Annotated in this window: 20 protein-coding genes and 1 pseudogene; 13 read left to right on the top strand and 8 right to left on the bottom strand. The window is 72.1% G+C overall.

Annotation, left to right across the window (positions count from 1 at the left end; all coding sequences use genetic code 11):
* Positions 1-10: 10 nt before the first annotated feature.
* Positions 11-622 (bottom strand): TetR family transcriptional regulator, encoded by a 612-nt coding sequence (locus AB0L53_RS16560; protein WP_363993948.1) that lies wholly within the window; start codon positions 620-622, stop codon positions 11-13.
* A gap of 63 nt (positions 623-685) precedes the next feature.
* Between AB0L53_RS16560 and AB0L53_RS16555 the strand changes: the two genes are divergently transcribed.
* Positions 686-2,662: an AAA family ATPase gene (locus AB0L53_RS16555; protein WP_363993945.1), complete on the top strand. Its 1,977-nt coding sequence runs from the start codon at positions 686-688 to the stop codon at positions 2,660-2,662.
* A 114-nt stretch (positions 2,663-2,776) separates the two neighbouring features.
* Entirely contained in the window at positions 2,777-3,127 is a 351-nt protein-coding gene (locus tag AB0L53_RS16550; RefSeq protein WP_358443046.1) for a hypothetical protein, read from the top strand.
* A 73-nt stretch (positions 3,128-3,200) separates the two neighbouring features.
* Here AB0L53_RS16550 and AB0L53_RS16545 read toward each other — a convergent pair whose 3' ends face one another.
* Both AB0L53_RS16545 and AB0L53_RS16540 read right to left on the bottom strand, forming a co-directional pair.
* Positions 3,201-4,172 carry a tyrosine-type recombinase/integrase gene (locus tag AB0L53_RS16545; RefSeq protein WP_363993942.1) on the bottom strand — a complete coding sequence of 324 codons (972 nt, stop codon included), beginning with the start codon at positions 4,170-4,172 and terminating at the stop codon, positions 3,201-3,203.
* A gap of 46 nt (positions 4,173-4,218) precedes the next feature.
* On the bottom strand, positions 4,219-5,448 hold the full coding sequence (locus tag AB0L53_RS16540) for a cysteine desulfurase-like protein (RefSeq protein ID WP_363993939.1): 1,230 nt from the start codon (positions 5,446-5,448) through the stop codon (positions 4,219-4,221).
* Positions 5,449-5,457: 9 nt separating this feature from the next.
* Here AB0L53_RS16540 and AB0L53_RS16535 point away from each other — a divergent pair, with 9 nt between their 5' ends.
* The 3 genes and pseudogenes from AB0L53_RS16535 to AB0L53_RS16525 form a co-directional block, all read left to right on the top strand.
* Positions 5,458-6,510 (top strand): winged helix DNA-binding domain-containing protein, encoded by a 1,053-nt coding sequence (locus AB0L53_RS16535; protein ID WP_363993936.1) that lies wholly within the window; start codon positions 5,458-5,460, stop codon positions 6,508-6,510.
* A 31-nt stretch (positions 6,511-6,541) separates the two neighbouring features.
* Positions 6,542-7,966: a wax ester/triacylglycerol synthase family O-acyltransferase gene (locus AB0L53_RS16530; protein ID WP_363993933.1), complete on the top strand. Its 1,425-nt coding sequence runs from the start codon at positions 6,542-6,544 to the stop codon at positions 7,964-7,966.
* 464 nt (positions 7,967-8,430) lie between these two features.
* Positions 8,431-9,339 (top strand): annotated as a pseudogene (locus AB0L53_RS16525) (RNA polymerase sigma factor); the annotation flags it as partial.
* Between the two features lie 48 nt (positions 9,340-9,387).
* On the opposite strand, the gene AB0L53_RS16520 reads toward AB0L53_RS16525, so the two are convergent.
* Positions 9,388-10,059, bottom strand: a complete 672-nt coding sequence (locus tag AB0L53_RS16520) for a class I SAM-dependent methyltransferase (RefSeq protein WP_363993930.1) — start codon at positions 10,057-10,059, stop codon at positions 9,388-9,390.
* Between the two features lie 239 nt (positions 10,060-10,298).
* Between AB0L53_RS16520 and AB0L53_RS16515 the strand changes: the two genes are divergently transcribed.
* The 7 genes from AB0L53_RS16515 to AB0L53_RS16485 are packed head-to-tail and all read left to right on the top strand — an operon-like array spanning position 10,299 to position 16,404.
* A complete protein-coding gene (locus AB0L53_RS16515) occupies positions 10,299-10,553 on the top strand; it encodes an acyl carrier protein (RefSeq protein ID WP_363993927.1) in 255 nt (84 codons plus the stop codon).
* Positions 10,550-11,917 carry an aminotransferase class III-fold pyridoxal phosphate-dependent enzyme gene (locus tag AB0L53_RS16510; RefSeq protein ID WP_363993924.1) on the top strand — a complete coding sequence of 456 codons (1,368 nt, stop codon included), beginning with the start codon at positions 10,550-10,552 and terminating at the stop codon, positions 11,915-11,917. Before AB0L53_RS16515 ends, AB0L53_RS16510 begins: the two co-directional genes overlap by 4 nt.
* Complete coding sequence (locus tag AB0L53_RS16505) at positions 11,914-12,396, top strand: acyl-CoA thioesterase (protein ID WP_363993921.1); 483 nt, start codon at positions 11,914-11,916, stop codon at positions 12,394-12,396. The genes AB0L53_RS16510 and AB0L53_RS16505 overlap by 4 nt, the downstream gene beginning before the upstream one ends.
* Positions 12,380-12,856 (top strand): hypothetical protein, encoded by a 477-nt coding sequence (locus tag AB0L53_RS16500; RefSeq protein WP_363993918.1) that lies wholly within the window; start codon positions 12,380-12,382, stop codon positions 12,854-12,856. The genes AB0L53_RS16505 and AB0L53_RS16500 overlap by 17 nt, the downstream gene beginning before the upstream one ends.
* Complete coding sequence (locus tag AB0L53_RS16495) at positions 12,853-14,100, top strand: beta-ketoacyl-[acyl-carrier-protein] synthase family protein (RefSeq protein ID WP_363993915.1); 1,248 nt, start codon at positions 12,853-12,855, stop codon at positions 14,098-14,100. Before AB0L53_RS16500 ends, AB0L53_RS16495 begins: the two co-directional genes overlap by 4 nt.
* A complete protein-coding gene (locus tag AB0L53_RS16490; protein ID WP_363993912.1) occupies positions 14,090-14,734 on the top strand; it encodes a hypothetical protein in 645 nt (214 codons plus the stop codon). Before AB0L53_RS16495 ends, AB0L53_RS16490 begins: the two co-directional genes overlap by 11 nt.
* Positions 14,731-16,404 (top strand): AMP-binding protein, encoded by a 1,674-nt coding sequence (locus AB0L53_RS16485; protein WP_363993909.1) that lies wholly within the window; start codon positions 14,731-14,733, stop codon positions 16,402-16,404. The genes AB0L53_RS16490 and AB0L53_RS16485 overlap by 4 nt, the downstream gene beginning before the upstream one ends.
* A gap of 105 nt (positions 16,405-16,509) precedes the next feature.
* Here the strand turns inward: AB0L53_RS16485 and AB0L53_RS16480 are convergent, their stop codons facing one another.
* From AB0L53_RS16480 to AB0L53_RS16465, 4 genes are all read right to left on the bottom strand, one after another.
* Complete coding sequence (locus tag AB0L53_RS16480) at positions 16,510-18,402, bottom strand: non-ribosomal peptide synthetase (protein ID WP_363993906.1); 1,893 nt, start codon at positions 18,400-18,402, stop codon at positions 16,510-16,512.
* The gene (locus AB0L53_RS16475; RefSeq protein WP_363993903.1) at positions 18,399-19,160 is read right to left on the bottom strand and encodes an alpha/beta fold hydrolase; all 762 of its coding nucleotides are present in this window, start codon (positions 19,158-19,160) and stop codon (positions 18,399-18,401) included. The genes AB0L53_RS16480 and AB0L53_RS16475 overlap by 4 nt, the downstream gene beginning before the upstream one ends.
* Positions 19,157-21,142, bottom strand: coding sequence for a condensation domain-containing protein (locus tag AB0L53_RS16470; protein ID WP_363993900.1), 1,986 nt, complete (start codon positions 21,140-21,142; stop codon positions 19,157-19,159). The genes AB0L53_RS16475 and AB0L53_RS16470 overlap by 4 nt, the downstream gene beginning before the upstream one ends.
* 82 nt (positions 21,143-21,224) lie before the next feature.
* Complete coding sequence (locus tag AB0L53_RS16465) at positions 21,225-21,827, bottom strand: TetR/AcrR family transcriptional regulator (protein WP_363993897.1); 603 nt, start codon at positions 21,825-21,827, stop codon at positions 21,225-21,227.
* 70 nt (positions 21,828-21,897) lie between these two features.
* Here AB0L53_RS16465 and add point away from each other — a divergent pair, with 70 nt between their 5' ends.
* Complete coding sequence (add, locus tag AB0L53_RS16460) at positions 21,898-22,884, top strand: adenosine deaminase (RefSeq protein ID WP_363993894.1); 987 nt, start codon at positions 21,898-21,900, stop codon at positions 22,882-22,884.
* Positions 22,885-22,955 lie beyond the last annotated feature (71 nt).

Here is a 22,955-nt window from a genome sequence, read left to right as displayed (position 1 = left end):
CGAAGGCGTGTCAGTCGTGGCGCAGCAGGGCGAAGGCGCGGTCGGCGCGGCGTACGGCCTCCGGTTCGACCTCCGCCAGCGCGCGCCCGTCCGCCAGGGCCTGCCAGTTGTGCTTGGCCAGCACCCGGTGCGCGGCCAGCACCTGCGCCGCCAGCAGCGAGGCGGTCACGGCATCGGGGATCTCCGGAGCCTCCACGAGCGCGGCCGTCAGGGCGTCCTCGTCCATCGACATGTGGTGCAGCAGGCGGGCGGCCACGCTGGGCGTGCCGAACACCATGCGGCGAAAGGCGATCACCTCCGGCTGGTCGTTCAGCCCGGTGACCGGGTCGTGCCGGGCCAGGGCGTCGAGGAAGTGCCGGTGCAGCGCCGTCAGCGGATGCTCGCCGGCGGCGCGCTGCCGCACCACCCGCGCGAACTCGCCCTGGTGGTCGCTGATGCGGTGCAGGACGAGGTCCTCCTTGGCCGGGAAGTACTTGAACAGCGTCGGCTTCGACACCCGCGCGGCGGCGGCGATCTCGGTGACGGGAACCTCGTCGAAACCACGCGCCAGGAAGAGCGAGATGGCCGCCGTGGAGATGGCCTCGCGCACGTGTTCCCTCTGCAACTGCCGAAGTCCTGTCATGAGACCACTCTAGCAAAGTGTTAACCTGGTAAAAGTATTAACCGAGTTAACCATGGAGGTGGGATGTCCACGCTCGACGAGGAGAGGCGATACGTCGAACAGTGCGGAGCCGGGCTGCGCAGGATGCTCGACGCGGCACGGGACAACGTGATCGTCGGCGAGAGCGTGGCGGGCGACCGCTACAGCGCCGAACGGCTCGGCCGCCACCTCAAGAGCCTGGCCAAGGAGCTGAGCGAGGAGCCGGAGGGCCCGCCGTTCTTCGGGCGGCTCGACTTCGGCGGCGATTCCGTCGAACACCGGGGGCGCGGCTACCACATCGGCAGGCGGCACATCACCGGCGAGCACGGCGGCCCGCCGGTCGTCATCGACTGGCGGGCGCCCGTCTCGCGGGCGTTCTACCGGGCCAGCGCCCGCGACCCGCTGGGCGTCGAGGTACGCCGCCGATTCGGCTGGGCCGGCACCACGCTGACGTCTTTCGAGGACGAACGGCTCGCCCAAGGCGAGGAGACCGAGAGCCGGATCCTGGCCGCCGAGATCGAACGGCCGCGCGTCGGCCCGATGCGCGACATCGTCGCCACCATCCAGCCCGAGCAGGACGACCTGGTCCGTGCCGGGCTGGAGGAGTCGATCTGCGTGCAGGGCGCGCCTGGCACCGGCAAGACGGCCGTCGGGCTGCACCGGGCGGCGTTCCTGCTGTACGCGCACCGGCAGCGGCTGGAGCGCTCGGGGGTGCTGGTGCTGGGCCCCAACCGGGCCTTCCTCGGCTACATCTCGGCGGTGCTGCCCGCGCTGGGCGAGGTCGACGTCGAGCAGACCACGCTGGAGCGGCTGCTGGGCAGGGTCGCGGTCACGGCCACGGACAGCCCGGTCGCCGCGCTGGTCAAGCACGACGCGCGGATGGCCGAGGTCCTGCGCGAGGCCCTGTACGGGCGCATCGGCAAGCCGGTCGAGCCCGTCTCCGTCGCCGACGGCTCCTACCGGTGGCGGGTCGGCGCGGACGAGTTGCGCCGCATCGTCGACGACACACGGCGCGAGGCCATGCCGTACGCGATCGGGCGTGAACGGGTGCGCGCCCGGATCACCGAGCTGATGCGACGCCAGGCCGAGTCGCGCGGTCACACGGGCAACGCCGTCTGGACGCGCAAGATCGGCAAGGCGCTCACGCCGTTCCTGGACGAGATCTGGCCGGCCGTACGCCCTGAGGAGCTCCTGTGCGCGCTGCTGAGCGACCCGGGCCCGGCCGCCCCGATCCTGACGGCCGACGAGCGGGCGGCCATCACCTGGGCCCGGCCGCCGCGCGGGTACAAGAGCGCCAAGTGGTCAGCGGCCGACCTGGTGCTGCTCGACGAGATCGCCGGGTTGCTGGAACGGCCGCGCGGCTACGGCCACGTCATCGTGGACGAGGCGCAGGACCTGTCGCCGATGCAGTGCAGGGCGGTGGCCAGGCGCAGCGAGCACGGCTCGATCACCGTGCTCGGCGACCTGGCTCAGGGCACCACGCCATGGGCGGCCGCGTCCTGGCCGCGGCACCTGGAACTGCTCGGCAAGCCGGAGGCCGGGATCGTCGCGCTGACGACGGGGTTCCGGGTGCCCGCGGTGGTGGTCGGCCCGGCCAACCGGCTGCTGGCGGCGCTCGACGTGGACGTGCCCGCCACCACGTCGTACCGCACCGACGGCAGGCTGCTCGTCACCGAGGTGACCGAGCTGGAGAAAGGGGTCGTCGCGGCCGCGCGTGAGGCGCTGGCCTTCGAGGGGTCGATCGGTGTGATCGCGGCCGACGCCGACGCAGGCCCGCTCACCGACGCCCTGTGGAACGGCGGCCTCGACATCGGCGAGCGGCTCAGCGTGGTGCCCGCCTCGATGGCCAAGGGCTTGGAGTACGACCACGTCGTGCTGGCCGAGCCCGCGGCCATCGTCGAGGCTGAGGCACGCGGCCTCAACCGCCTGTACGTCGCGCTGACCCGCGCGGTCTCCCGGCTGGACGTGGTGCACTCCCGGCCGCTACCTCTCGATGTCTTTACCACCGCCGAAATCACCTGAATCACCAGATGTCCTAGCCTGATCCGCTCGACAGGACGACCGACACGGTGTGTGATGGCCTCACGTCAGGAACGGGCCGCCGACTTGGTTGTGTTCTCGAGAGGAGCCCAGATCGTGACCTCCCCCCAGGATCCGCCCCCGGGCGACGATCCGTCCCGTCGTGAGGCCCAGTGGGCGCAGCAGCCGCCCCCCGGGCCGCCGCCTCCGCCCCCCTACGAGCAGGCGCCGTACGCGCAGTCCGGTCAGAAATCGGCCGGGCAGTTGCTGTCGATCATCGCGTTCGTCTGCGCGGCGATATCTCTGCTGTTCATTCCTATTCTGTTCGGCCTGGCCGGGATCGGGCTGGGCATCGCGGGTCACACGCGCGGCGAGACGCTGGGCAAGTGGGCCGCGGTCACCGCGGGTGTGGCGATGATCCTCGGCATGGTCTTCGGCTACATCGTGGTGTCCAACATGAACACCTGATCGCGCCGTCCCCTGCCTGCCGCCCGGTCAGGACGGTGGGCAGGGACAGCGGATCACGCGCCACCGCGAAGGTTCAGCGGAGCGGTCGCGCGGCGGGCAGGCGGAGCCGGTCGACGGCATCGCGGCGGGTCTTCTCCGGGCGGCGGTCGTAGCGGGCCGTGGTCGCCGGTGACGAGTGGCCGACCAGCGCCTGGGCGGTGGCCAGGTCGACGCCCGCGTCCAGCAACTCGCCGATGAAGGTGCGCCGGAAGTCGTGCGCCGTACGCCGGGACGCCCCCGCCTCGCCCAGCCGCCTGGCCAGGATGTCGGCGATGCCCTGACCGGTCAGCCCGACGGGGCGGCCCTCGCGCATCCGTACGCGGCCCATCCTGCTGATCGGGCTGAACAACGCGCCCGCCTCATCGCCCCGCACCGCCAGCCACCGCTCGACCAGCCCGATCGCGTCTGTCGTCAGGTAGACCATCCGCTCCTTGTCGCGCTTGCCGCGGACCCGGAGCGAGCGGGCGCCCGGGTCGTAGTCGGACAGCGACAGCCCGCCGATCTCGGCGCGGCGGCAGCCGGTGGAGTAGAGCACCGCGATCAGCGCCGCGTCGCGGATCCCGGCAGGCGAGTCGTCGCACGCCGACAGGGCCGCCCCCACGACCTCCGGCGGCACGTGGTGACCGGTGGGCAGGCGGCTCTGGCGTACCGGAGCCAGGTCGGAGGCGCGCGCGTAGTCCTCCGCGCTGCTCTGCCCGAGCCGCCACGCCTCCTTCAGCACCCGGCGCAGCGCCACCAGGTGCTTGTTGACGTAGGCCGCCGACCACCCCTGATCGGTCAGCAGAGTGCGAATGCGTACCGTGTGCTCGTAACGCAGCAGATGCCACGGCTGGCCCGCGCCGCTGGCCGCCTCATCGCCGGTGAGCAGGCGGGCCAGCCGGTCGAGGCAGCCGCGCATCGTGCGGCGCGACTCTTGGCTGGTCAGCGAGTCGAGATAGACGTGATAGGGGTCGCGGGCCGGCTCGACGAGCGTGGTCGGCAGGCCCGGTACGGCGGGCAGGCTCACCCGGCGATCTTAGCCCCGCGCTCACTCCTGGAGGCGGGTCACGTGCTCACTCCTCCAGGCGGGTCACGGCCTTCAGCAGGCGGTCGACGTCCGAATGGTCGTTGTAGTGCACCAGCCCGACCCGCACCGCGCCGCCGGAGTCGCGGATGCCCAGCGCGCCGGTCAGCTCCCAGGCGTAGTTGTGACCGTTCCACACGTTCACGCGGCGCGCGGCCAGCGCCTCCGCGACCTCGCGAGGGGTGCGCCCGGCGACGGTGAAGTAGGCGGTCGCCGAACGCCTGGCGGGCTTGCCGTACAACGTGACGTGCGGCATCGCCTCCAGGCCCGCGATCAGCACGCCGAACAGCTCCTGCTCGTACGCCTCGGCCGCGGACAGCGAGGTGAGCAGCCGCTCCCTGCGCGTCCCGGTGCCGGGGACCATGGTGGCCAGGTGGTTCACCGCGGCCGTCACACCGGCCAGGTCGGCGAAGGGGGATGTACCCCTCTCGAAACGATCCGGAACCGTGTCGGGGGAGGAGGCCAGCTTGTCCGGCCTGATGGTCTCCAGCAGCGCCGGATCGGCGATGACCGCACCGATGTGCGGGCCCGACCACTTGTAGGCGCTGGTGGCGTAGAAGTCGGCGCCCAGCTCCGCGATGTCCACCGGGCCGTGCGCGGTGGCGTGCACGCCGTCCACGTAGGTCAGCGCCCCCGCCGCGTGCGCGAGCGCGGTGATCGCGGCCACGTCCGGGCGGGTGCCCAGCACGTTGCTCGCGGCGGTCACCGCCACCAGCCTGGTGCGCTCGCCGATCAGGTTCGTGTACTGCTCCACCGGCAGCTCCCCGGTCGCCGGGTCCACCTCGGCCCACCGGATCGTCGCCCCGGCGCGCGTGGCGAGCTGTATCCAGGGCCGGACGTTGGCGTCGTGGTCGAGCCGCGAGACCACCACCTCGTCACCGGGACCCCAGCCCAGGGCCAGCGCCCCGGCCAGGCGATAGGTCAGCGTGGTCATGTTCGGTCCGAGGATCACCCCGTCCGGCAGGCCGCCGACCAGGTCGGCCACGGCCGCGCGGCAGGCCGCCACGATCTCGTCGGCGCGGTGGCTGGCCTCGAAGGCACCGCCCGCGTTGCCGATGCCCGTACGGTAGGCGCTCACGATGGCGTCGATCACCGACTGCGGGACCTGAGTGCCCGCCGCGCCGTCGAGATAGGCGTGGCCGTCGTCCAGCGCGGGATAGGTCGCGCGCACGGACTGAACAGGGAATTTAGCGACAGGAAATTTAGTGGCAAAGGGCATGATGTGTTCATGCTCACCCTGAGAGAGCTCAACCGGGCCACCTTGGCGCGGCAGCATCTTCTTCGCCGCCACCAGGGCGGCGTGGCCGCCGTCGTGCACCGCCTGGCCGGGCTGCAGGCGCAGGAGCCGCGCCCGCCGTACCTGGGACTGTGGACCCGGCTCGACGGGTTCGCCCGCGCCGACCTGCACGCGGCGCTGCGCGCGCGGACGCTCGTGCGCGCCACCATGATGCGCGCCACCCTGCACATGGTGACCGCGGCGGACTTCGCCGAGTTCCGGCCCCTGTTACAGCCGCTGCTCACCGCCGCGGCGCGCCGTTTCCCGGAGGTCGACTTCGCCGCCGTCGCGGTAGCCGCGGAGCGGTTGCTGGCCGAGGGGCCGCACACGTTCAACGAGCTGCGGCCGAGGCTGGAGAGGGAGTTCCCGGGCGCCTACGACCGGGCGCTCGGCTACGCGGTGCGCATGATGGTCCCGTTGATCATGGTGCCGACCGAGGACCGGTGGAGCTTCCCGCGCGAGGCCGCCTTCGCCCTGCCGGGCATCGAGCTCGCCGCGGAGCCGGACATCGGGACGTTCGTCGAGCGATACCTGGCCGCGTTCGGGCCGGCCACCGCCGCCGACATGCAGACGTGGTCGGGGCTGAGCGGGCTCAAGGCCGTGCTGAACGGCATGCGCGACCGGCTGGAGGTGCTGGTGGACGAGCGCGGCCGGGAGCTGTTCGACCTGCCCGAGGCACCCAGGCCGGAGGGGGACGTGCCGGCGCCGGTCAGGTTCCTGCCCGACTTCGACAATCTGATGCTCGGCCACGCCGACCGTACCCGTGTGCTGGCCGAGGAGCATCGCGGCGAGGTCGTCACCAAGAACCTGCGCGTCCGCGCCACCTACCTGGTCGACGGCTTCGTGGCCGGGACCTGGCAGATCAGGCGTACGGGTAAGAAGGCCAGGCTGCTCCTCACGCCCTTCACCCCGGTGCCGACCGAGGCGCTGGAGGAGGAGGCGATGGCCCTGCTGGCCTTCGCCGAGCCGGACGTGGAGGCTCGCTCACTTGAAGTAATGGGCTGAGTCTGATTTGTTCGGGGCGGAGGTATGAGCCATGCCGCAGCTGACCGCCCTGGATGCCCAGTTTCTCCATTTCGAGACGGCGACGAACATCGCCAACATCGCCGGCCTGGCCATCCTGGACGGCGATCTCAACCGCGCCGACCTCCAGGCTCTGCTGGAACGGCGCCTGCCGTACGTGCCCGCGTTGCGGCGCAAGCTCGCGTTCGTGCCCCTCGGGCTGGACCACCCCTACTGGGTGCAGGAGGACGACCTCGACCTCGACTATCACGTACGGGAGATCGGGCTGCCGCCGCCCGGCGACGACCGGCAGCTGGCCGACCAGGTGTCCCGGCTGCACGCCCGCCGCCTGGACCGCCGCCGGCCGCTGTGGGAGATCTACCTGATCCACGGCCTGTCCGGCGGCCGCATGGGGCTCTACACCAAGATCCACCACGCGGCCGTGGACGGCATCGGCGGCGCCGACGTACTGGCCGCGCTCCTCGACGTGGGCCCCATACCCGCGCCGGCGCCCGCGGTCGCGCCCGAGCGCGACTCGGAGCCGCCGGGAGCGGCCGAGATGGTCCTGCGCGGGCTCGCCAGGCTGGCCGGCAATCCGGCGCAGGCGATACGGTTCGCCGCCCGGGCGATGCCGCACCTGGACGAGATCCCCGTCGTGTCGTCGCTGCCGGGCAGCCGGATGGTGTCGGGGCTGGCCCGCCGGGTCGCCGGTTCTGGGCAGGCTCCGGAACTGCCGTCGCTGCCCGCGCCCAAGACGCCGTTCAGCGGGCCGGTCTCCGAGCACCGGCGCTTCGCGTTCGTCTCGCTGCCGCTGGAGGAGATCAAGCAGGTGCGCAAGGCGTTCGGAGTGACGGTGAACGACGTGGTGATGGCCGTGTGCGCGGGCGCGCTGCGCCGGTGGCTGGCCGCGCACGGCGGCGTCCCGCGCCAGCCGCTGATCGCCGGGGTGCCGTTCTCGCTGCGGGAGGCGGGGACGGGCGGCAACCAGGTGACGTTCATGACCGCGCCGCTGGCCGTCCACCTCGAGGATCCCGTGGCGCGGCTGCAGCAGGTGCGGCTCGCCATGCAGCGGATCAAGGACAGGTTCTCGCTGGCGCCCGCTCGGTGGCTGCGCGAGCTGAGCGAGTCGATGCCCGCCGCCCTCATGGGGCTGGCGTCCAGATCGGCGTTCGGCCTGGTCGGGCAGACCGCGCCGCCCATCAACGTGGCCATCTCGAACGTACCGGGCCCGCAGTTCCCCCTGTACGTGTGCGGCGCCCGGCTGCTCACCCACTACCCGGTCTCGGTGATCACCGACGTGAGCGGCGGGGTGAACATCACCGCCTTCTCCTACGACGGCTCCCTGGACATCGGCGTGGTCACCGACCGGGAGATGGTGCCCGACGCGTGGGAGCTCGCCGACGATCTGCGCGGGGCGCTGGACGAACTGCTCAACGCGGAACGGAACCTGCCGCAATAGCGCACGCTGCGCCGTTTTCTACCGGCGGCTTTTACCGGTCGCCGGGCGGGCGCCGAGCATGGCCGGGCAGCGGGTAGCGTGGAAGACGATGGTGGGACTGAGGCCGGACACGCGTCTCGTCGCCTTAACGAGTATGGCGGCGAGTTCACTCTCGCCCTGCCCCGCGCGGCTACGGCGAACCTCTTACGACGGACAGGTGCCGAATCACCCGCGCGCGGGAAGTAACCGATGATGGCCATCTTCGCCCCCCGGGCCGCGGTCGTCCAGCCGGACCCGCGCATCAGGAGCAGCCGGACAGCGTGGTCGGCGACGACCCGCTGCGTCTCCCGCTCCCTCGCCCCCGAGGGACTTCTTGGTCCGAGATCGATATTCGCCAGTCGAACGACCCGAGCGAGGAGAGTGTCTTGTCCCAAGCAGCAGAGGTTCTCGAGCTAGACGAAAGCATCGCCGACGGCGCACCCGTCGCCGGCGCTGACTCGGTCAAGGCGTACCTGAAGGAGATCGGGCGGGTGCCGCTGCTCAACGCCGAGCAGGAGATCGACCTCGCCAAGCGGATCGAGGCCGGACTGTTCGCCGCCGAGCGCCTCAGCACGGAGCCCGATCTGCCCGGTCAGCTCCGCGCCGACCTCGAATGGATCGCCTGCGACGGCCTGCGGGCCAAGGAACGCATGCTGGAGGCCAACCTGCGCCTGGTGGTGTCGATCGCCAAGCGCTACACCGGCCGCGGCATGCTCTTCCTCGACCTGATCCAGGAGGGCAACCTCGGGCTGATCCGTACGATCGAGAAGTTCGACTACCGGCTCGGGTTCAAGTTCTCCACCTACGCCACGTGGTGGATCAAGCAGGCCATCACCCGGGCGATGGCCGACCAGGCGCGGACGATCCGCATCCCGGTCCACATGGTCGAGATGATCAACAAGGTGGCGCGGGCGCAGCGGCGGCTGTCGGGCGAGCTCGGCCGCGAGCCCACGCCCGAGGAGATCGCCGCCGAGACCGAGTTGCCCATCGACCGGGTCGCCGAGGTGCAGGGCTACGGCCGCGAGCCGATCTCCCTGCACACGCCGCTGGGCGAGGAGGGCGACAGCGAGTTCGGCGACCTCATCGAGGACACCGAGGCCGTCTCCCCGGCCGACGCGGTCTCGTTCACCCTGCTCCAACAGCAACTGCGGGCGCTGCTCGACGAGTTGTCCGAGCGTGAGGCGGGCGTCATCTCCATGCGGTACGGCCTGAACGACGGCAAGCCGATGACCCTCGACGAGATCGGCAGGATCTACGGCGTGACCCGTGAGCGGATCCGGCAGATCGAGGCCAAGACCATGTCCAAGCTCCGCCACCCGTCGAGGGCTCTGGCGCTGCGCGAATACCTCAGCTAGGGCGGGCGTACCACAGCTAGGACGGGGGCTCAGCCGGGGGCGGGCGGCTCAGCTGGGACGTGCGGCCAGCCACGTCCGGTCGGGGGTCAGGAAGCGGTCCACGACCAGCCCGGACTCGGCCAGAGCCGTGGTGAGCTGGTCGTCGCTGAGCGGCCGCTCGACGATCGACTGGGTCCAGAGGCGGCCGTCGGTCTCGTACCTCAGGGTGAGATTCACCAGATCCCGCCCTGACGGGGCGAACTCCGTGATCGTGGTGGTGAACCCGGACCGCCCGAAGATCGTCCCCACTGACCAGGTGGCCCGTACGTCCAGCGGAATCCACTGGATCACCACCACGCCGTCGTCACGCACGTGGCGGCGGCAGCAGTCGAGGAAGCGCCGCCTGGTCGAGACCAGCGGCACGTGAATGAGCAGCGAGGCCAGCAGCACGGCGTCGAAGCGCCGCTCGAGCGCGAGGTCCTCGATCCGCGCGTGTACCCGCTCCGCGCCCTCGACCCTGGCCAGCATCTCGGCCGACTCGTCAACGGCCACCACGTCGTAGCCGAGGGCTGTAAGGGCGTGCGTCACCCGGCCCGCGCCCGCGCCCAGTTCGAGGATCGACCCGCCCGCGGGCACACCCCGCTGAATGATCTCCGGTTCGCCCGCGGCGTCGATCGCGGCATAGAACTCCACCGGTGAGCCGTCGGAGGTGAACACCCCCGGTCCAGTGCCCGTGTTCATATGCGTCACTGTAGATCGGAAAGGCGGCTCGCCGGGGTAATTCCCATTTCCACTTCGCCCTGCGGAATTGCTGTGAACTCCGTGACGCCGGATGCAATTGACGAACAACATCGGTTGGTTCATGCTGGGCGGTGTTGGCGGCCAACGGCCCCGGGATTTCCCGGCCGACCTGCTATTCCGTGACGAAGCTGCCACGTCCTGTGCTGTTCTCTTTACCATGCGCTTTGTCCGGAGGTGTAATGGAAATCGAGGGCACCATAAAGAAGATTCTGGCGACCGAATTGTTCGTCGAGACGCCGGCCGAGGAAATCAGCGACCAGGAGAGCCTGCGCGACATCTACGGGCTCGATTCTCTGGGATTCACCGAACTCCGCGTGCAATGTGAGGACATCTTCGACGTCCGCGTCTCCGACGAGGACTTCGTACCCGAGAACTTCCGTACCATCGCCGCCCTTGCCGCGCTCATCCGGCGTCTGCGGGGTGGCGGGACGTGAGCCAGGCGGGCCTGACCGCCGCGTCGCCGTCCCACAGCCTGCACCTGGATCACTACGGTGGCGGCCGGCTTCCGTTCGTCTCGGTCGGCGGCAGGGGCGTGCGGTTGCGGCTGGCCGAGCGCGGCGGCGCCGGGGAACCGTTCGAGGTCATCGACGCCTCCGGTGGGTACGCCAGCGCCTGCCTCGGGGCCGGACATCCGTCCGTGCTGCGCGCGTTGACGCGCGCGGCGACGGATCTCGGGTACGCGACGGACGAGATCGAGGTCGCCGAACGCACCCGCCTCCTCGCCGCGACGCTCGGCCCCGGCGGGTTGTGGTGCGACCACTTCCCACCGGGCGAATACCACGCATCCGGCCGCAACTCCGGCTCTGAAGGCATGGAACTGGCCCTGCGGCTGGTGCTGGAGTCGAGATATGACCACCGACGGACGCGGCCCGACCCGGAGCGGGGCCGCCGCGATCTCGTGCTCGCCTTCCAGGGCGCGTGGCACGGATGGACGGGCGCGCTCACGCCGCTGCTCAACCGGCGCCACTTCCGCGTCGGGCTCCCGGGGATGGCCGCCGACGGCCCGTACGGGCTGGCGGTGGAACACCTTCCGTTCGGTGTCCCGGAGCCGTTGCGCGAGTTCTTCGACCGCCACGGAGAGCGGCTGCTGGCCGTCGTCGTCGAGCCGGTCCAGGGTGACGCGGGCCTGCTGGTCCCCCCGCCCGGCTACCTGCGGACCCTGGCCGCGCTCGCCGCCGAGCACGGGGCGTTGCTGGTGGCCGACGAGGTCCTCACGTTCGCCAAGACCGGCCGGTTCTTCGCCATGGCGGACGAGGACGGCCCGATTCCCACCGATATCACCGTCATCGGCAAGAGCCTCGGCATGGGCGTGCTGTCCACCTCGATGGTGATCGCCAGGCGGTCGCTGGCCGTACGGCCGTCCGGTGCCGTGGCCACCTCCGATCTGCGCCCGCTGACCTGCGCGGTGATCCACGACGGCCTGCGGCTGATCGAGGAGGAGAAGCTGCTCGAACGCTCGGCCGAGCTCGGCGCGCGGCTGACCGCGCTCCTCGGCCGGGAGGTGCTCGACCGCTTCCCCGAGACCTATCGCGGGCTGCGGGGTACGGGGCTGCTGCAAGGGCTGGAGCTCACGGAGGACGCGGCGGACCGGCTGCGCGAGCTGCGGTCGCACATCATCAGGGCGGGCTGCTACATCGAGTTCATGGCCGGGGCGGGGCGCCGCTCCCACGGCCTGCCGTACGTCTTCCCCACCATGCGCGTGGCGCCGCCCCTGGTCACCAGCCCAGCCGAGGTGGAGGAGCTGGTCGCCGCGATTCGGCGGGGGACGGCGACGTTCCTCGGTACGGCGGCTCGGTGAGCGGGCCGGTGAGCGCCTCGGCGAGTGGGCCGCGGCCGCTTCGCCGCCGGGTCGAGCACGTGGACACCGACGCCGCGGGGGTGGTCCACTTCACCCGCTACGCCTCGCTCATCGAGACCGCGCTGCTGGAGGACCTGGAGGCGATGGGCGTCGGCACCCGCCTGTTGAGCGAGCACCAGCTGCAACCGGCCGTGACCGAACTACGCATGCGCTACGGAGCCGCCGCCCGTTTCCCCGACCGGATCGAGGTACGCGCCGACGTCGACCATGTGGGCGGGGCCTCCTGGCGGGTCTCCGGCACGGTACGCCGCCTGCCCGATCGTCCGGACGACGGGGCCGGGCTGCTGCTCGCCTCGGGCACGCTCGTACTGTGCCTGGTCAACGCGGCCGACGGCAGTCCGGCGCCGCTGCCCGCTGCCTTACGCGCCGCGCTGCGCGCCCAGCTGAGCGAAGAGAGGGCCGATGGCCGAGACGGGTGAGTCGACCCTGGGGTTCACGGAGATCAAGCAGTGGCTGCGGCACCGCCACCCCATGATCTACATCGACCGGGTGCTCGACTACGTGCCAGGGGAGTACCTGCGCAGCATGCTGTCGGTGTCCGGCACCATGGACGCCATAGCCGGGCACTTCCCCGAGCGGGGCATCTACCCCGGCAGCCACCTGGTCCAGGCCATCGCCCAGTCGGGCATCATCCTCTACCAGATGAGCACGTCGAAGCTGGCCGACGACGAGCTCACGCTCATCGGCTCGGCGCACAGCCGCTTCCACCGCATCGTGGTGGTCGGCGACCAGGTGATCTTCGACGTGCGCAGCGACAGGATCATCGGCAACACCTTCCACTTCTCCTGCCGGGCGACCGTGGAGGGCGAACGGGTGGCGGCCTTCCGTGGCTCCCTCATCCGGGTCACGGTCGAGCAGCTCGGGCGGCGGCTGTGGTGAACGTCTGGGTCACCGGGATGGCCTGGTCAACCGCCCTGGGCGACAGCCTGGCCGGGGTGTGGGAGCGGCTGCTCGACGGGGACGACGGGTTCCGGGAGGTGCCGTCGGAGCACCGGCTGCGCAACCCGCTCGCCGCGACCCTGCCCGACCCGTCACCGGAGCTGAAGCCGTCGTCACGGCAGCGGGCCCTGGCGGAGAGCACACTGTCGCGCGCGCTCGCCGACGCCGGGCTCGCACCTCGCTCCTCGGACGACGGCAGGCCACTCGGGTTCGTGCCCCGTTCTTCGGACGTCGGTGGGTCGTCTGGGCTCATGCCCCGCTCGTTGGACGTCGGCGGGCCGTCCGGGGCCGTCCCTGGCGCGGTGGTGGACCCGTACCCCGTGCTGGGCACCAGTTTCGGGGCGCATCTGGATGACGAGGACGGGGACCTGTACCAGTGGGCGGCCGACGTCGCCGCCGCCGTGGGGCTGCGGCTGCCGCCCGTCGCCGTCAGCACGGCCTGTTCGTCCGGGTCCGACGCGATCGCGGTCGGCGCCGAGGTGGTCCGGTCGGGAGCCGCCGAGGTGAGCGTGTGCGGCGCGGCCGACGTGGTCACCCCGGCCAAGCGGCTCGCGCACACCGTACTGGGCACGATGTCGCCCACCCGGCTGCGCGCGTTCGATCGCCGGGGCGACGGGACGCTGCTGGGGGAGGGCGCGGGATTCGTCGTGCTCGAACGCGAGGAGTCCGCCCGCGCCCGAGGCGCCGAGCCGTACGCGGTGCTGGCCGGAACGGGGGCGGCCAACGACGGAGCGGGCATGACGGCGCCCGACCCCACCGGCAGCGGCGTCGGCCTCTCCGTACGGCGCTGCTTGGCCGCCTCCGGGATCGCCCGGGACGACATCGCCGTGATCAACGCCCACGGGTCCGGTACCCCTGTCAACGACGCCGCCGAGTCGGCCGCCCTGACCGGGCTGTTCGCCGGGTGCGCGGCGCCGCCGGTGGTGTTCGCCACCAAGGGGGCGCTGGGGCATACCCTCGGCGCCACCGGCGTACTGGAGGCCATCGCGGTCGTGCTGGCGCTGCACTATGGCACGGTGCCGCCGGTCGCGGGCCTGGAAGAGGTGCTGGAGGGGTTCCCCCTTCCGGTCCCCGCCGGTCGGCCGAGCGGGCTGCGGCCCGGAGCGGGGCTCAGCCTGACGCTCGGCTTCGGCGGGTTCATCACGAGCCTGGCCTTCACTCGGGGAGCGCGGCATGTACGGTGATCGCCCGCCCGGCGAGTACGGGATGTATGGTGATCGCCCGCCCGGCGAGTACGGGATGTACGGTGATCGGCCGCCCGGCAAGCGGGGCACGTACGGGGATGGCCCCGGCCTGGTCACCGTGGCTCACGGGCTGCGTGAGACCGGTGACCTGGCGGCGGCTGGGCGCCGGACCGCTTCCTTCTATGCCGATCCGGCGGCGTGGCTCGTGGTGTCCGCGGTCGAGGCGGCGCTGGCCGGGGCGCCGGAGGTGGTGCGTCGGCAGGCGGCCGAGATCGGCGCGCTGGCCGTCAGTGACCACGGCAGCCGCCACACCATGCGCTCGGTCGCCGACACGGCCGCCCGGGGCCGCGTCTCCCCGCTACGCTTCGCCGGCGCGAACCCCGGCTCGCTCGCCGGTCTGCTCTGCATCACGCTCGGCTTCCGCGGCCCCAGCCTGCTGGTGTGCATGCCGCCGGAGCGGGCGGGGCCCATCGTGGCGCTGATCGCGGCCGGCTGGCTGGCGACCGGCCAGTGCCGCTACGTCGCCGTCGCCGAGCACAGCACGAACAACGGCCACCACACCGCCGTCGCCCGCCTCTTGGCCCCGGCACCCGATGACCAGAGCGCGGACGGCCGGATCCCAGGTCCGCGATGAGCGCCGAGGACCTGGGCCTGTCGCTCAGCGAGGTGGAGACCTATCTTGCCGAGCGAGCCGTCGACGTCGACGGCGGCGTTGACAGCGGCGGCAGCGGTGGCGGGGCTGGGCCTGGCTCGTCAGCGCATGTCGCGGCCATCGCCGAGCTGTTCGCTGCGCTGACCGGCCGGCTGGGAACGGATCGTCTGGGGGCGGATCGTCTGGGGGCGGATCGCCTTGGGACCGATCGCCTTGGGACCGATCGGCTCGGGACCGATGGGCTGGGGAACGTCGTGGTCCTCGCCCTCCCGAGTGGGACGGCGCTGCTGCGGTACCTGTTCGGCGCGCTCCACGGCGGGGCGGTGCCCGTCGCCGTCCCGCCCGCCATGCCCGCGAGCCGCCTGGTGGAGGTCGCTCGCCGTCTCGGTGCCCGTCTGCTGGTCACCCCGTACGGCAGGGCCGTTCCCGGTACGGAGGTCAGGCGCTTCGGCCGTACCGCCCTCGCCACGCTCCCCGGTCCCTGGCAGTACCACGATCCCAGCCATGTGATCATCCTGACCTCCGGGACTTCCGGCATCTTCAGCGGCTGCCTCCACCGGGCCTCGTCCCTGCTCCGGAACGCCGCCCGTCACGCCGGGGCGGTCGGGCTGCGGGCCGACGACACGATGCTGGTCACGCTGCCGCTGAACTTCTCCTACGCCCTGGTGGCCCAGGCGCTGGCGGGCCTGGTCACCGGCGCCCGCCTGGTGGTCACCGGGCCGCCGTTCAGCCCGCGGGGCTACCTCGACGCGGTGCGCCGCCACGGCGTGACGAGCTCCTCGCTGACCCCCTTCCTCCTGCGGAACCTGGTGCCCGGCGAGCCGCCCCGGGACCTGCGCATGCTCACCGTGGGCGGCGACGCCCTGCCGTCGGAGGAGGTCACCGCGCTGGTGCGGGCGCGGAGCGACCTGGAGGTGTACATCACGTACGGCCTGACGGAGGCGGGACCACGGGTCAGCACCCTGGCCGCGCATCGCGAACCCGCCCACCGGCACGGCTCGGTCGGCCGCCCGCTGCCCGGCGTCGGGGTGTCCCTGCGTGACGTACGCGATGGGGTGGGGGAGTTGCTGGTCACCTCCGACACCGTGCTCGTGCGGCGGGTCGGCGCCACCGACGGCCGTACCGCTCCGGGGCAGGTGGCCACTGAGGGCCGCGCTTTCGACCGCCGTACCGCTCCCGGGCAGATCGCCACTGACGGCCGCGCTCCCGACCCCCATACCGCTCCGGGGCAGGTCGCTACCGGGGATCTGTTCCGTCTCGACACGGATGGCTATCTCCACTTCGCCGGCCGCATGGGGGATTCCTGTGTCGTGGACGGGGTCAAGGTGTCGCTGCCGTCTGTACGCCGCCTGGCCATGGGGCTGCCCGGAGTCGTGGCCGCGACCACCCGCCTGTGCCCCGGCCGCCGGACTGGGCGCGCCGGCGACGATGGGCAGGGCACGCACGCGGGTGACCACGGGCGCGGCACGTACGCGGGTGACGACGAGCACACCGAGCACGACGGGCAGCGGTTCGTCCTGGAGCTGTACATGCGCGACGCCACCGATGACGCGGTACGGCGCGTCCGGGCCGAGCTGCACCGCTTCCTGCTCCGTGCCGAACGCCCCTGCCGGATCCGGGGCATCCCCGCCCAGGAGGCCGCCTACAAGTGAGACGGCGGGCTACAAGGGAAATGGCCGCCTACCGTGAGACGGCCCCTCCTCGATGCAGGAGGACGCCTACAGGTGAGACGGGTCCTCGTCGATGCAGGAGGCCGCCTATAAGCGGGACGGGTCCTCGTCGATGTAGGCGGCCAATTCGCGCACGGTGGGATGCTCGAAGACGGCCCGGACGGGGATCTCCACCCCGAACTCCCCGATCACCGCCGCCGCGATCCGGACGGCCATGAGGGAGTGACCCTTCAGCTCGAAGAAGTCGTCATCTGCGCCCAGCTCCTCGCGCTCGAGCACCTCGCGCCAGATCGCGGCCAGCCGCCGCTCGGTCTCGGTCTCGAACGCTCCCCGGGCGCCGGTCCCCGAGGTGAGCGTGTTCGGGTCCGGTAGCCGGTTCCGGTCGATCTTCCCGGTCGCGGTGAGGGGGAGCTTGTCGAGCATGACGTACGCGGCGGGCACCATGTACGCGGGCAGGACGGATGCCACGTGGCGATGCAGGACCCGCACATCCACCTTCGCCGCCGAGACCGGCTCCAGATAGGCGGCGGGATGCACGGTGCCCTGCTCGTCGCTGAAGACGCCGACGGCGGCCTGCGCCACGCCCGGCTCGGCCCGCAGCACCGCTTCGATCTCGGCCAGTTCGACGCGGGCGCCACGGATCTTGACCTGATGGTCGCGGCGGCCGAGGAACACCAGCGCGCCGTCGGGCCGCCTGCGCGCCAGGTCCCCGGTCCGGTACGTACGCTGGCCGGACTCGTCCTTCGCCGAGAAGACCGCGGCGGTCTCCGCGGGCCGTCCCAGGTAACCGCGGGCGAGGAACCGGGTCCTGATCCAGACCTCACCCTCGTCATCCGAGGCATCCGAGGCATCCGAAGCATCGGACACATCTGACGCATCGGACACATCCGAAGCATTCCAAGCATTCGAAGTATCCGAAGTGCTGTCGGCTCCGCGCAGCAGGGTCTCCACCCCCGGGATGTCGCGGCCGATGGGGATGTCCCCGGTGCAGTCCGGTTCGACCAGGTGGAACGTCGCCACGGTCGTCTCGGCCGGGCCGTACATGTTGTAGACCGCCGTTCGCGGGAAATGGGCGCGTACCTGGTCCACGGTGGAGCTGTGCAGCGGCTCCCCGTACAGGCTGACCGCCCGCATCCCGAGGTCGGGCGGCTCGCCCGCGCTCTCCCGGGCCAGCAGCAGGCGGCGGATGAGCGTGGGCACGCAGAAAACGTGCGTCACCTCGCGGCCGTCCAGCCACGGCAGGAGCTCGGCACCGTCGGGCTTCACCGTGGGCGGCGGGATGACGATCGCGGCACCGGCGTCCAGGGCGCTGAGGATCTCCAGGTAGGCGGCGTCGTAGCTGAGGCGGGCCAGCTGCAGCATGTGGGATCCGCGGCGCAGCCCCGTCTCCGAGGCGAGCCAGCGGGCGAAGTGCAGGAGGTTCCCGCTGCGCTGGACGATGCCCTTGGGCCGGCCTGTGGAGCCCGAGGTGTAGACCAGGCAGCTGGTGTCCCGCGGCACCGTCTCCGCTCGCGGCCCGGACGGCGCGCCCGAGACGACCGCCGCCTCGTCGCCCTGGACGGTCACCACCGCTGGAGGCGACCCTGCCGCCCGGCCGCCCTGAACGGTCACCACCGCTGGAGGCGAGCCTGCGGCCCCTTCCGCGCTGTTCGGCGTCGTCACCAAGCCCGTCGGGTGACAGTCCTCCAGGATCGCGCGGTGGCGGGCGGCGGGCTGGTCCTCGTCGAGCCAGACGAAGGCGACGCCGGCGGTGAACGCGGCCAGCATCGCGGCGATGCCGGTCGCACCGTCGGGCAGCGCCATCGCCACCACGTCGCCCGGACGCAGGCCCGCCGCCACCAGCGCCTCGCGGTAGCCTTCCATCCGCGTGGCCAGGCCGTGGTAGGTCAGAACGCCCTCGGCGGACACGACCGCCGGGCTGCCGGGGGCCTGGGCGGCGTGCTCCGCGACCCGTCGGCCGATCTCCGCGTCGAACATCATTCTCCCTCGGCGATGAGTCCCGCGGCGGCGACGCGGGTGATCTCCTGGACGACGAAAACCTCTCCTTGCCGTACGACGAAGTGGCCGGTGGGCACCGACCCGACCGAGCAGGGGCCGGTCGTGTAGCGGCGCCACGCGGTGACGTCGTCCGGCGACAGTGCCGGGTCCTCGGCACCCACCAGAACGCGAACCGGACAAGTGAGCCGCGGCTCCACGGATGTCGCGTACCCCTGCAAGAGCCGCAGATCGGCCCGCAGATCCCGGAGTACGAGCGCCTCAGCCGCCGGATCGTCCAGCGCCGCGCCCACACCCCCATCGCCGTCACGCAGGTACGCCAGCAGCGCCCGGTCCGCGCCGTTCGCGGCGTAGAGGTCGAGCGTCTCCGCCCAGCGATGCGGCGGCGCCGACGAGATGAACAGGCAGGCCGTGGGGGGCATACCCGGCGCCGCCCTGGCGGTCTCGAAGGCGAGCAGGGCGCCCAGGCTCTGGCCCACCATCATGTACGGCGGCGCCACGTTCGTGAGCGCGGCCGCGATCCGGGTGGTGAACGTCACGAGATCGGCCACGGGGGGTCCGGATCGGTCGCCGGGCCGGGGCATCCGCACGGCCAGGACCTCGACGTCGTCGGGCAGCGCGCGGGCGAGAGAGGCGTACGACAGCGCGTCACCGCCGGCGTGCGGGAAGCAGACCGCGCGCAGCGCCGCGCCGGGTCGGCGGCGCGGCGTCCAGAAACAGGCGGCCGCCGCTGACGTGCTCACGAAGCCTCTCCCGGTGGTTCGGCGGCCACGAAGAAGACCATCGGCTCGCCTGGAACCGGCGCGGCCGGACCCGACACGTTCAGGCCCGGTGCGGTCGGGTCGGGCGCGGCCGAATCCGGCGCGTTCGGGCCAGGCGCGGTCAGGTCAGGCGCGGTCAGGTCAGGCGCGTTCGGGCCGAGCGTGGCCAGGTCCGGTGCGGTCAGGTCCAGTACGTTCAGAGCCGGGGCTTCGGCGGGGGAGGGCTCGTCGTTCCAGAGGAAGGCGCCGGGCACCAGGAAGCCGGGCAGCCGCCGGCGGAGCCGGGCGCGCAGTTCGGGCCGGGCCGGGCGGGTCGCACCGGGCACGGCGGTGAGGCGGGCCGTGAGCTCGCCGCCGTCCCCCGCCGAGACCTCGGCCGCCGCGATCGACGGTTCGTCGAGCAGCGCCCGCTCGATCACCTCGGCCGGCACCCGGCAGCCGCGGACCACGAGTTCGGCGTCCGTACGTCCCAGAACGTCCAGCCCGCCGGCCCCCATACGGCCGAGCAGCCCCGTGGGCGTCCCGTCGAGCCAGACCTCGCCCGGCACCCCGTACGGCAACGACACCCCATGCTCGTCGCGGACCGACACCCGAACCTGCCTCGCACCCCCGCCGAGCAGCGCGTACGCCCCGGACACGGGCTGCTCGGGGTCGCCGCACAGCAGGCGCAGCACCTGCACGTAGTCATCGGCCAGCCCCGCGACCGTCTCCTCGTCGAACAGGTCGGCGTTGAAGGAGACCTCCATGACCATGTCGTCGTCGGCCTGGTCCAGCAGGTGGACCTCCAGGTCGAAGCGGGTGGCGGGCTGCGAGACGTCCCGGCCCCAGAGCCGGGAGCCGAGGTCGCCCCAGCGCGTCTCGGTGCCGTACGCCGGAGTGACCAGCATCTGGAAGATCACTTGGACCAGCGGGATGTACGAGGGGTCGCGCCGCAGGGACAGCTGGTCGACCAGGACGTCGAAGGGCAGCAGGTCGTTGTCGTAGGCGTCGAACAGCGCCTCTCGGGCCGCCGCGAGCACCGCGAGGAAGCTCGGATCCCCGGACAGATCCATCCGTACCGGCAGCGTGCCCACGAAGAAGCCCACCGTCCCGGCGAACTCCGGCCGCGAACGCCCGGCCACGACCACGCCGATCACCAGGTCGCTCGCGCGGGCGTAGCGGGCGAGCAGGACGGCGAAGGCGGCGTAGGCGGCGGTGTACGGCGTGACCCGGTGCGCCGCGGCGAAGGACCGCAGCGTGGCGGTCACGTCCACCGGCACGGGCGTGACGAGCAGGCCGCCGCGGAAGTCCTGGATCCTCGGCCGCGGCCGGTCGGCGGGCAGCGTGATGAGTTCGGGCGCGCCCGCCAGCCGCCGCCGCCAGTATGTGAGCACCCGCTCGGCCGCGGGGGAACCGGCCAGCTCCTGCTGCCACCGGGCGTAGTCGAGGTAGCCGGCGGGCGGCGGGCCGAGGGGCCGGCCCGCGTACAGCAGCCCGAGCTCCTCGTCGATGATCGGTACCGACCAGCCGTCGATCACGATGTGATGGACGCACAGCAGGAGCACGTGCAACTCGGGCGTGACGCGCAGGAGGTGGGCCCGGATCAGGTCGTCCCGCGCCAGATCGAACGGCCGCGCCGACCACAGCCGGGCGAACTCCGTCGCCGCCGCGTCCCAACCAGGCTCGCCCGCGAGATCGGCCGCCGTCGATTCCAAGCCGAGGTCGGTGCTGGGCAGCTCGACGTCGAAGGGGGTGCCGCTCACCACCGCGCGGGCCACCCCGCCGTCGGTGGGGAACCTCATGCGTAACGCGACGTGCCGGTCGGCCAGCGCGCCGAGGGCCCGGCGCAGCGCCGCCACGTCCAGCGGCCCGCGCAGCTCGTAGCCCCGGAAGACGTTGTACTGCGGCGAATCGGGCGCGAGCTGCTGGAGAAACCACAGCCGTTGCTGTGCGGGCGACGGCATCGGCTCGTGTTCTTCCGGCATCGTCTCCTCACCTGTGAGAGAGGCGAAGTGGCTGGTGTACCGGAGATCTCTGCAAGGAGGCTCTATCAGCCCTCCGGGCTTGTCAAGCGGCCGGTCGGCGCAGCCCCTCCAGGCAGATCTGGATGATCGGCTCGGCCAGCTCCGCCGCCGGTAGCCGGGGATCCACCAGGCACTGCAGCAGACAGCCCTCGATGGTCCCCACGATGACGGTCGCGTGGCGCTCGTCCAGGCCCTCACGCAGCACGCCTTCCTTCGCGGCCTGGCGCAGGAGCTCGGTGATCACGGCCCGCGCGTCGCCGTAGACGGCCGCCATGTCCACCAGCGAGCCCTCCGAGTCACGGGAGGCCGCCCACAGGTCGACCATGATCCGGGCGGGCTCGCGCCGCGCGGTCAGCACGCCGAGCACCTCGCGTACCATCTCGGCCAGCCGCTCCAGCGCGGGCCCGCGCCCGTTGAGCGCCCGGTCGAAGATGGCGGCCGACATGGTCCGGTAGCCTTCGAAGGCGGCTTCCAGCAGCGCGTCCCTGCTGTCGTAGTAGAGATAGACGCTGCCCTTGGCGATGCCCGCCTCGGCGGCGATGTCGTCGATGCGGGTGGCGGCGAAGCCCTTGCGGGCGAACACCCGCACCGCCGCGGTGAGGATCTCTTTGCGTCGCGCGGCCTTGTCGACCGTCCTGGGGGACATATGATCATTATGACTGACCAGTCAGTCAATACCCAAATCGAGATGCGGTATGTCCGTTTCCCTGGCTAGGGTGCTGACAGTGAGAGACGTACGGCTGCTGCCCAAAGCCCACCTGCATGTTCACCTGGAGAGCACGGTACGCCCCGAGACCTCGCGCGAGTTCGGCGGGCCGTCCGGGCGGGGCGGGCCGTTCGCCACGTTCCGGGAGTTCGCCGACCATCGGGCGCTGGTGCGCGGGCGGCTGCTCACGGCCGAGCACTTCCGGCGGGTGGCGCTGGAGTTCTGCGAGGACGAGGCGGCCCAGGGCACCCGCTACGCGGAGGTGTCCTTCACCGCGGCCTCGCACGGCGAGCGGCTCGGCGTGCCGGAGATGCCGCTGGAGGCGGTGCTGGACGGGCTGGCCGAGGGGTCGCGCCGCTATGGGATCGAGTGCCGGGTGCTGCTCGACCACTCCCGGCGGCGCTCCGTCGACCGGCTCTGGCAGACGTTGCGGCTGGCCACCCGTTACGAGGCGGTCGTCGGCATCGGGCTGGCGGGCGACGAGAGCCACCCGGTGGCGCCGTTCGCCGAGGTGCTCGACGCGGCCCGCGACGCCGGGGTGCGCCTGGTGCACCACGCGGGGGAGTTCGGCGGGCCGGACAGCATCCGCGAAGCGCTCGCGATCGGGCACGCCGAGCGGATCGGGCACGGCGTACGCGTCCTGGAGGACGAGGCGGTGGTCGCCGAGGTGCGGGAGCGTGGGGTGCCGCTGGAGGTCTGTCCCACGTCGAACGTCCTGCTCGGCGTCGTCCCCAGCCTGGCCGAGCATCCGCTGCGGCGGCTGAGCGCGGCGGGGCTGGCGGTCACGCTCAACACCGACGGCGAGACCGACCTGGCCGGCGAGTACGCGCTGGCGCGGGAGGTCTTCGGGTACGACGACGCGGAACTGGCCGGGTTCGCCCGTGCCTCGATCGACGCCTCGTTCGCCGAGGAGGAGCTCAAGGCGGGGTTGCGGGCGGGGGTGGACGCCTGGCTGGCGGACTCGGGCCCGGCTTCGGCTTCGGCCTCGGGTCGATGACCCGCCGCGCTCGCTGACGCTGAGGAGGGGTGCGCTGACCGTCGGGGGCGCGGTCAGCGCTCGGCGTCCCC

This window comes from Nonomuraea sp. NPDC052129 (assembly GCF_040680095.1).
In the GTDB taxonomy this organism is placed as follows: domain Bacteria; phylum Actinomycetota; class Actinomycetes; order Streptosporangiales; family Streptosporangiaceae; genus Nonomuraea.
This window is presented reverse-complemented; position numbering and strand designations above follow the sequence as displayed.

Coding starts and splice junctions, on each gene's coding strand:
- AB0L53_RS16520 (WP_363993930.1), bottom strand. CDS start 10,059: ATGAACACGGGCACTGGACCGGGGGTGTTCACCTCCGACGGCTCACCG.
- AB0L53_RS16530 (WP_363993933.1), top strand. CDS start 6,542: ATGCCGCAGCTGACCGCCCTGGATGCCCAGTTTCTCCATTTCGAGACG.
- AB0L53_RS16480 (WP_363993906.1), bottom strand. CDS start 18,402: ATGATGTTCGACGCGGAGATCGGCCGACGGGTCGCGGAGCACGCCGCC.
- AB0L53_RS16485 (WP_363993909.1), top strand. CDS start 14,731: ATGAGCGCCGAGGACCTGGGCCTGTCGCTCAGCGAGGTGGAGACCTAT.
- AB0L53_RS16470 (WP_363993900.1), bottom strand. CDS start 21,142: ATGCCGGAAGAACACGAGCCGATGCCGTCGCCCGCACAGCAACGGCTG.
- AB0L53_RS16540 (WP_363993939.1), bottom strand. CDS start 5,448: ATGCCCTTTGCCACTAAATTTCCTGTCGCTAAATTCCCTGTTCAGTCC.
- AB0L53_RS16515 (WP_363993927.1), top strand. CDS start 10,299: ATGGAAATCGAGGGCACCATAAAGAAGATTCTGGCGACCGAATTGTTC.
- AB0L53_RS16555 (WP_363993945.1), top strand. CDS start 686: ATGTCCACGCTCGACGAGGAGAGGCGATACGTCGAACAGTGCGGAGCC.
- AB0L53_RS16500 (WP_363993918.1), top strand. CDS start 12,380: ATGGCCGAGACGGGTGAGTCGACCCTGGGGTTCACGGAGATCAAGCAG.
- AB0L53_RS16560 (WP_363993948.1), bottom strand. CDS start 622: ATGACAGGACTTCGGCAGTTGCAGAGGGAACACGTGCGCGAGGCCATC.
- AB0L53_RS16465 (WP_363993897.1), bottom strand. CDS start 21,827: ATGTCCCCCAGGACGGTCGACAAGGCCGCGCGACGCAAAGAGATCCTC.
- AB0L53_RS16490 (WP_363993912.1), top strand. CDS start 14,090: ATGTACGGTGATCGCCCGCCCGGCGAGTACGGGATGTATGGTGATCGC.
- AB0L53_RS16535 (WP_363993936.1), top strand. CDS start 5,458: ATGCTCACCCTGAGAGAGCTCAACCGGGCCACCTTGGCGCGGCAGCAT.